Annotated in this window: 4 protein-coding genes; 3 read left to right on the top strand and 1 reads right to left on the bottom strand. The window is 36.1% G+C overall.

Going from position 1 to position 6,889, the window contains the following annotated elements; genetic code table 11:
* Window positions 1-343: 343 nt before the first annotated feature.
* A complete protein-coding gene (locus AC13EX_RS13460; protein WP_482893076.1) occupies window positions 344-1,444 on the top strand; it encodes a PAS domain-containing sensor histidine kinase in 1,101 nt (366 codons plus the stop codon).
* Window positions 1,445-1,766: 322 nt separating this feature from the next.
* On the opposite strand, the gene AC13EX_RS13455 is transcribed toward AC13EX_RS13460, so the two are convergent.
* Window positions 1,767-3,635 (bottom strand): heparinase II/III domain-containing protein, encoded by a 1,869-nt coding sequence (locus tag AC13EX_RS13455; RefSeq protein WP_482893075.1) that lies wholly within the window; start codon window positions 3,633-3,635, stop codon window positions 1,767-1,769.
* Between the two features lie 619 nt (window positions 3,636-4,254).
* Here AC13EX_RS13455 and AC13EX_RS13450 point away from each other — a divergent pair.
* Together AC13EX_RS13450 and AC13EX_RS13445 are read left to right on the top strand one after the other, a co-directional pair.
* Window positions 4,255-4,971, top strand: a complete 717-nt coding sequence (locus AC13EX_RS13450; protein WP_339718152.1) for a hypothetical protein — start codon at window positions 4,255-4,257, stop codon at window positions 4,969-4,971.
* A 330-nt stretch (window positions 4,972-5,301) separates the two neighbouring features.
* Window positions 5,302-6,504 carry a GAF domain-containing sensor histidine kinase gene (locus tag AC13EX_RS13445; RefSeq protein WP_048643275.1) on the top strand — a complete coding sequence of 401 codons (1,203 nt, stop codon included), beginning with the start codon at window positions 5,302-5,304 and terminating at the stop codon, window positions 6,502-6,504.
* The last annotated feature ends 385 nt before the right edge of the window (window positions 6,505-6,889 follow it).

Here is a 6,889-nt window from a genome sequence, read left to right as displayed (position 1 = left end):
TCGTGTTTTGGTTGGTATTTTGTACCTTCATAGCTATATGTTTAAGACAACATAATTTAACTAAAGTAGGCCGGTTTTCATAAGGAAAATCGGCTTATTTTGTCTCAAGAGGCCATTTTTTCCTTAACTTAATAGCATTGGAGGGGTTACTCGACCAGTTGGGTATGTATTTGTAGGGGTCTTCTTTGTACAGGTTTTGCACATCATATACATCATTCAGAATCAACCAGACTTAGCAGGTTATTTAGATTCCACAGGTTCAGAATCTTTATTTTTAATGGCATGGGAGGTCATCATTATATCTCTGACTTATAGTATTTTCCTGATGTATAATAAACGCTTGATGAATGATGTTAATGAGCAGGAGGAGAAATTTTCGAAAGCATTTCATAAAGCTCCCTTTATCATAATTTTATCTAAGCTTAAGGATGGGGAAATTTTTGAAGCTAACAAAAGTGTTCAATCAATTTCTGGTTTTCAACCTCATGAACTAATTGGTTTAAAAGCAATTGATTTGAATATTTGGAATCAAGATGATGACCGATTCAAATTCACTTCAGATTTAAAGTCAAAAGGTATCATAATCGAAGAAGAATATTTGTTTCGCAAAAAATCAGGGGAATTATTTCACGGGCTTATCTCTGCAGAAATCATCGAAATTAATAATGTGAAATGTGTTATTTCTGTAATAAATGACATTACGAATAGAAAGCAAGCAGAGTTCAATCTCCGAAATAGTGAAGCTTCGTTAAGAGAATTAAATTCAACAAAAGATAAGTTTTTCTCAATTATTGCACATGACTTAAAAAGTCCATTTAATGGCATTATAGGTTTAAGTGAGATACTAAGTGAGCAAGTTAAAGAGAAAGATTATGAAGGGATTGATACTTATGCTGGCATTATTAATTCCTCTTCGAAACATGCCATGGAATTATTATCAAACTTGATGGAGTGGTCAAGGTCACAAACTGGCCGAATTGAATTCAATCCAGAAAAGGTAGATCTTGTAAATATGATTCAAAGGATCATGGAGTTGCTGAAAAATTCTTCAGAGGAAAAAGCAATAGGGGTAAGCTTGAATGCTCCACTAAGGCTTGATCTATACGCCGATAAAGCTATGATAGAAACAGTATTGCGAAATCTTATATCCAATGCTATAAAATTTACTCCTTATAATGGGAAAGTAATTATTTCAGTTGAAGAAAAAGTTAATGAATACCTTTTGTCTGTTACCGACAGTGGTGTTGGTATTGATAAAGGAAATTTCGAGAAATTATTTCGAATTGACAGGTCTTATTCTACTTTGGGAACCAATAATGAAAAAGGTACTGGTTTGGGACTCATTCTATGTAAAGAATTTGTCGAAAAGCACAATGGGAAAGTAGGCTTGGAAAGTGAGCTTGGTGTTGGAAGTAGGTTTTATTTCACTTTGCCCAAACAATAATAAACCCGGATTATGTAATAGAATTTCTCCGTCCTGACCAAGGTCAGGGGTGAGGCCTGTCCCGTGTTTACGGGAAGTGTTGCAATCGCAAGAAAATCAGTCTGTTTGGAGATTTTAGCATAGCACCGCTATGGTGAAATTGAAAACAGCAACGTAGTGGCTGATTTTAAAGCGATTTCAGCACGTAATAGAATGTCTATTGCATATTTCGGGATAAAGTTAATCTAGAATACATAATTACCAATTATTAGCATGTATGAAAAGATTTTGCACATGCTAACAAATTAGTTTTCACTGCTTTAGGATTGATTTAAATGATACCCTAGTCTTCTGATAGCCGGACTTTTAGGCTGCCCTTACCATTCTCCAGAGTCCAGGCAGGTATTCGGATTTCTATTCGCTTTAGATTTTCCATGGTCTTGTCAATTTCCAATGGAGGTGGATCAAGAGAAATAACTGATAAATTGTATTTATCAGTATTTAGAATTCGGATATGTAGCGTTTTACCATCTTGCTTTAAAACTGCACCATTTTTCTCCAAACTAACCTCCGCTTGTGTCATCAAACCCCAGGTGATACTTTTGGTATTTTCATTGGTCTCGAAAGTGTCCTCAATGAGTAGGGATCGCTTCGAGTCTTTTGTGAATTTCCGCTGTACAGCTTTTGTATTGTCAAAGTACAAGTTACTAAGGTCTATACTGACTTCAGCCTGATCCTGATCTTTGAAATCTATAATTGGAGCAAAGCCTTGAACATTGAAATCTTCATCATTCACTGTAATGGTACTGTGGGTCCGATTGTTTTTGGTAAGCAATGTCCATCTTGGACAATCCTGACAGTGGCCAGCCAGGTTAAAGCCTATTTTATTAAGCAGATAATACCTTTGGTTGCCTGGGTCAACTACCCAACGTACACCGTTTAGGTCAAATACAAAGGTGCCCGCATCCATGTTTCCATGACTCAATTGGGCCTTTCCGCCTTTCATCCCTGCAAAATAATCCGAGTCTCCCCTAAAAATAGCGATAGGATTTGTGCCTTTTCCAAGCCAGTTTTGGGCTATTTTACCAGTGTTTTTCGGATCCATCTGCGAAAGCCAAACGAGGCCAAGTCCTGCAAACCTTCCAGCCTCTTTTGGATTTTGAAAAAAGGAGTGATCAAAATACAACGCATCAGCCGTTTTTGCACCAAACCAAGACAGTAAAAGGGCAACACCTCCATTGTATTTGTCTCCTGAATCTGCAAAATTGAAATAGTTGCCTGATGGGGCAGTGGCGTTTAGTAGGAATTCGGCGCTTTTCATAAATCCGGGACTTTCTGAAATCCCAAAATCTGAGCCAAATGCAGTCTCTAGCGTATTTGAAGCAATGATCGTATAACTTGTCCCATAACCCCAATAGGAAGGGCCTTCAGGATATACTCCATCTGGTGCGTATTCTTTTAAGGAATTGGGGAGTTTATCCAAGGCCCTGGAAATGGTTTTTGCTGCAAGTTCAGGATCAACATCCGCCACAGCTAAAGATGCGGCAATCATGCCTCCATGACATACAGCATTCCAATTGTTATGTCCGTTGATCCAAAACATTCTTTCTCCATCTTCATTGAAACTGGGTATTATTCCTTTTTCAATCAGTGCTTTCTTAGCCAGACTGACAGTCGTCTTTGGCAAATCCTCTCCAGCCCAGTCCAGTGCTAAGGCTACACCGAAAGACATTTCAGCAATGTCAAGAAAGTGCTGCGGGTTCCAATCAGAAAAGGCACAGACCGCCTTCAATTCCACGTCTATTCGCTGCAATATTTCTGGCTGGCGTTCAATTCTATATACCATGGCAAGTGTACTCATTCTTTGAATCAGCTCTCTGGAAACAAACAAAAGCCGAAATCCTTCGAGCTCTCTTTTTAGGAGAGGTTGGTCAAGAATGCCTTTGGCTTCCTTTTGCAGGTATTGGTAATAGGATTGCATTAGAGGATCTGATTGTAATTTCTCTTTCAGTGTCCTTTCGATAGTAGGAGTAAGGATGAGTTTAGGAGAGGTCCTTTTTAAATTTCTTTTTAAATAGGCAGCAGTAATTGGGTTTTCCAATTTCTCTTTGGGAGATGTTGCCGAGGTTTGGGCTTGATTTACTGACAAAAATCCTGTCAATATAAAAAAAGCCAAAAACGATAAAAAGCTGAATAATCGGTGACTGTGCATGGGGTTTAGGTTATCGGATCTGGGTTTAATGTTCCCTTGTCCTTTTTAAGTACTTTTTTTAGTTTCATTCACAATGCTATCTCAAAATAGGAGATTGTAAAGTCAATATAAATAAAATATTACAATTGGATTCGATTGCTCTGAATTGACATTGAATCCAAAATAGGCAGTGGATTAAATGTCGAAACCTCTCATTCGCTAAATTATTTTGTGGTGGATATATTTCCTGATAGGTGGGGAGATCCTATTCATAGTGTGAGTTGTACGCTAATTAAAATCCGGAGGTAAAAATGGGTACCTAGTTTACCAGTGTTATAAGACCATTTGTTGGGAAATAAATTATCTTGTAACAAATAGGGGTGTAAACACTTTTGTAAATATTTAATAGTCATCATTCCTTCTAAATTGATAATTTAAAATATAAATGATGATTTATTAAATGGGATAGTTATATTGTTAATTGAGTAATAATCTATTTAAAATAAGTAAGTAATATAGATGTTATTTAGGAAGTTCATTATAAATTATTATTTTTATTAAAAATTAGATCTTTTGTAAACTGTCCACTCAATTTTATTAATAAGAAATCTAGGTATAACTTTCTAAATGTCTTTTTATTATGAAGTATAAGTATTTATTGACTCTTGTCTGTGTTTTAATTGTGTTTTCTTCGGTAGCACAAACCTTTTCCCCGGCATTTCAAGGGTTTAGTAGAAAAAAAACCACTTTTATAACCCTTAAAAATGGGACTGAGATGTCTGTGGTAGTTAAAAAATTGTTTTTTAAAAAGGGGTTAATCGATGATTTAAAAGTAGAAAGGTCTAGTGATGGGAAAAAAGTCAAGATAAATCCAGAGGAAATTGACCATATGTATATTCCGCCTAGTACTCTTGCTAAATTGAACCAGTTTATGGACGCAAGTTCTGATATTACTAAATTACAAGATAACGAATTATCATCGGAGCACTTGGATGATGGTTACCTCTACATGGAATCATCTAATGTTCAGGTGAAAAAGAATAAAACACAATATTGTATGATGCAGGTAATGAATCCTACTTTTAGCAAAAAAATAAAAATATACAATGATCCATTTGCAAAAGAATCTGCCAGTGTTAGTTTCGCTGGAATGAAGGTTGCAGGAGGGCTAGACAAGTCCTATTATATCAAAAAAAATGGCGAAGATTTAGCGAGACGTATTAAAAAAAATGAATATAAAAAGGACATGGAAGAGCTCTTTGCGGAATGTCCAGCTGTGATTGAAAAGTATAAAGATGATCCTAAATGGGTAGATTTTGAACAATTCGTTTACGATTATTCAACGATGTGTGACTAAATAATCTAGTTTAATTTATTGAAAGAGGATTGTAATCGATTGGGCAATATTTAGCTGATTTATTATAAATTTTGAACAATAGGCATTATTCAGTTAGGCTTCCTTTGTTATATAGCTTTTTGCTGCAAAAAAACAATTAAAATCATGCGTTCACATATTTATCGACATAAGGCAATAGAGTTGTTTTACATTGAGAAGTAAATATTGGAAACCAGCTATTTTAGCGTTAATACTACTAAGTAAATGCTTAGAATAAAGGAGTTGACAATTATTTTAGGTAAAGGCTTAATTTTCTATTATCTTTCTAAAAAAAATTAGACCTATATTTTTATGGAAAGTCCAATCTCCTCGAATGAATTCGATAGACTGTTAGCATTGGCCGATTACGATTTAGATAATCAAGAATTAGAAGGCCAGCTTAAAGACCTTACCAAATTGGCTGCTAAGGTAGCCGGGACGGATATTTCGCTTGTAAATTTGATTGATGCTGTAACGCAGTGGAGTGTCGCGAGTGAAGGCTTGCCTGTGATGCAATTGCCAAGAGAAGAGTCTGTTTGCCAATATACCATCATGGAAAACCACTCTCTTGAAATTAAAGACCTATCGAAAGATGAGCGATTTAAAAATAAGGTTTATGTGGCTGCAGATCCCAACCTGAGGTATTATTTAGGTGTCCCGTTGACAACCGAAGCTGGGTATAATCTTGGGGCATTGTGTGTGTTGGATACGAAATCGAGAGTTATTAGTCCTGAGAAGATTGATCTTTTGGAAATTATTGCCGGTGAGATCATGAACAGGTTAAAAATTATTAAGTCTGTAAGTGAATTGAAATCCAAGGTAAAGGATTCATTGGAGAGGCAAGAGCAAGTAGCCCATGATATCAGAGGACCAATAGGTGGAATCATAGGTTTAGCACAGATCATCAAAGAGCAAGGTGACCAAAATAAGTTGGACGATGTCCTTGAATTTATTAAAGTTATTCAAAGTAGTAGCCAATCTTTATTAGAATTGGCTGATCAAATATTGACCACGCATGATAAACAAAAACATGTCCCTGCTTTAACGAATGAGGGCGAATATACCCTCGAGATATTAAAGGAAAAGCTTGAAAATTTATATGGGGTTCAAGCCAACCAGAAAAAGGTTATATTTAATGTTGAGGTGATCGGTATGAATTTGGAAATGCGATTTCCAAAAGCAAAACTACTTCAAATAATGGGTAATCTGATTTCCAATGCTATCAAGTTTACTCCTGAAGGAGGTTCTGTTAGCATCGGAATTAGTCTTACTGAAAAAAATTACCGAAAGGAGTTGAAGTTAGAAGTAAAGGATACTGGAGCAGGAATGAAAAAAGAGCAAATTGAGGAAATTATGAGGGGAGAGGGGAAAACAACAGACGGAACAGCAGGCGAGAAAGGTTATGGTTTTGGCTTACCCTTGGTTAAACACTTAATAGACTCAATGGGAGGGGTTTTAAAAATTGATTCTAAAATAGGTGAGTTTTCAAGGTTTGAAGTAAAATTGCCTGTTTGATTTCAAAGGAGTAATTTAACCCGGATTATGTAATAGGATTTCTCCGTCCTGACCCATGTCAGGGGTGAAGCCTGTCCCGTCTTTACGAGAAGTGTTGCAATCGCAAGAAAATCAGGCTGTTTGAAGATTTTTGCATAGCACCGGTATGGTGAAATTGAAAACAGCAACGATTGGGTGTTTTGAAGTGATTTCAGCTCGTAATAGATTGTCTATTGTGTATTTCGAGTTAAAGGACCATGAACGCTAATTTCTGATTTTATCTGAGGCTTCAAATATTAAATAGCTTAAATTTGAGGCCGACTGGGACCTGTCACAGAAACCCATAATGGCATTTTTTTCTGAAAAAATTCCCATAAAACCCTTTCGTGATTAACTTTCAATCCTT

It is taken from the genome of Cyclobacterium sp. L-R (assembly GCF_056859355.1).
The sequence above is the reverse complement of the archived record's forward strand: the minus strand, read 5'-3'. Positions and strand labels throughout refer to the sequence as shown.

Bases quoted from the DNA above. Each gene is read 5' to 3' on its own strand.
- AC13EX_RS13460 (WP_482893076.1), top strand. From the start codon at position 344: ATGAATGATGTTAATGAGCAGGAGGAGAAATTTTCGAAAGCATTTCAT.
- AC13EX_RS13455 (WP_482893075.1), bottom strand. From the start codon at position 3,635: ATGCACAGTCACCGATTATTCAGCTTTTTATCGTTTTTGGCTTTTTTT.
- AC13EX_RS13450 (WP_339718152.1), top strand. From the start codon at position 4,255: ATGAAGTATAAGTATTTATTGACTCTTGTCTGTGTTTTAATTGTGTTT.
- AC13EX_RS13445 (WP_048643275.1), top strand. From the start codon at position 5,302: ATGGAAAGTCCAATCTCCTCGAATGAATTCGATAGACTGTTAGCATTG.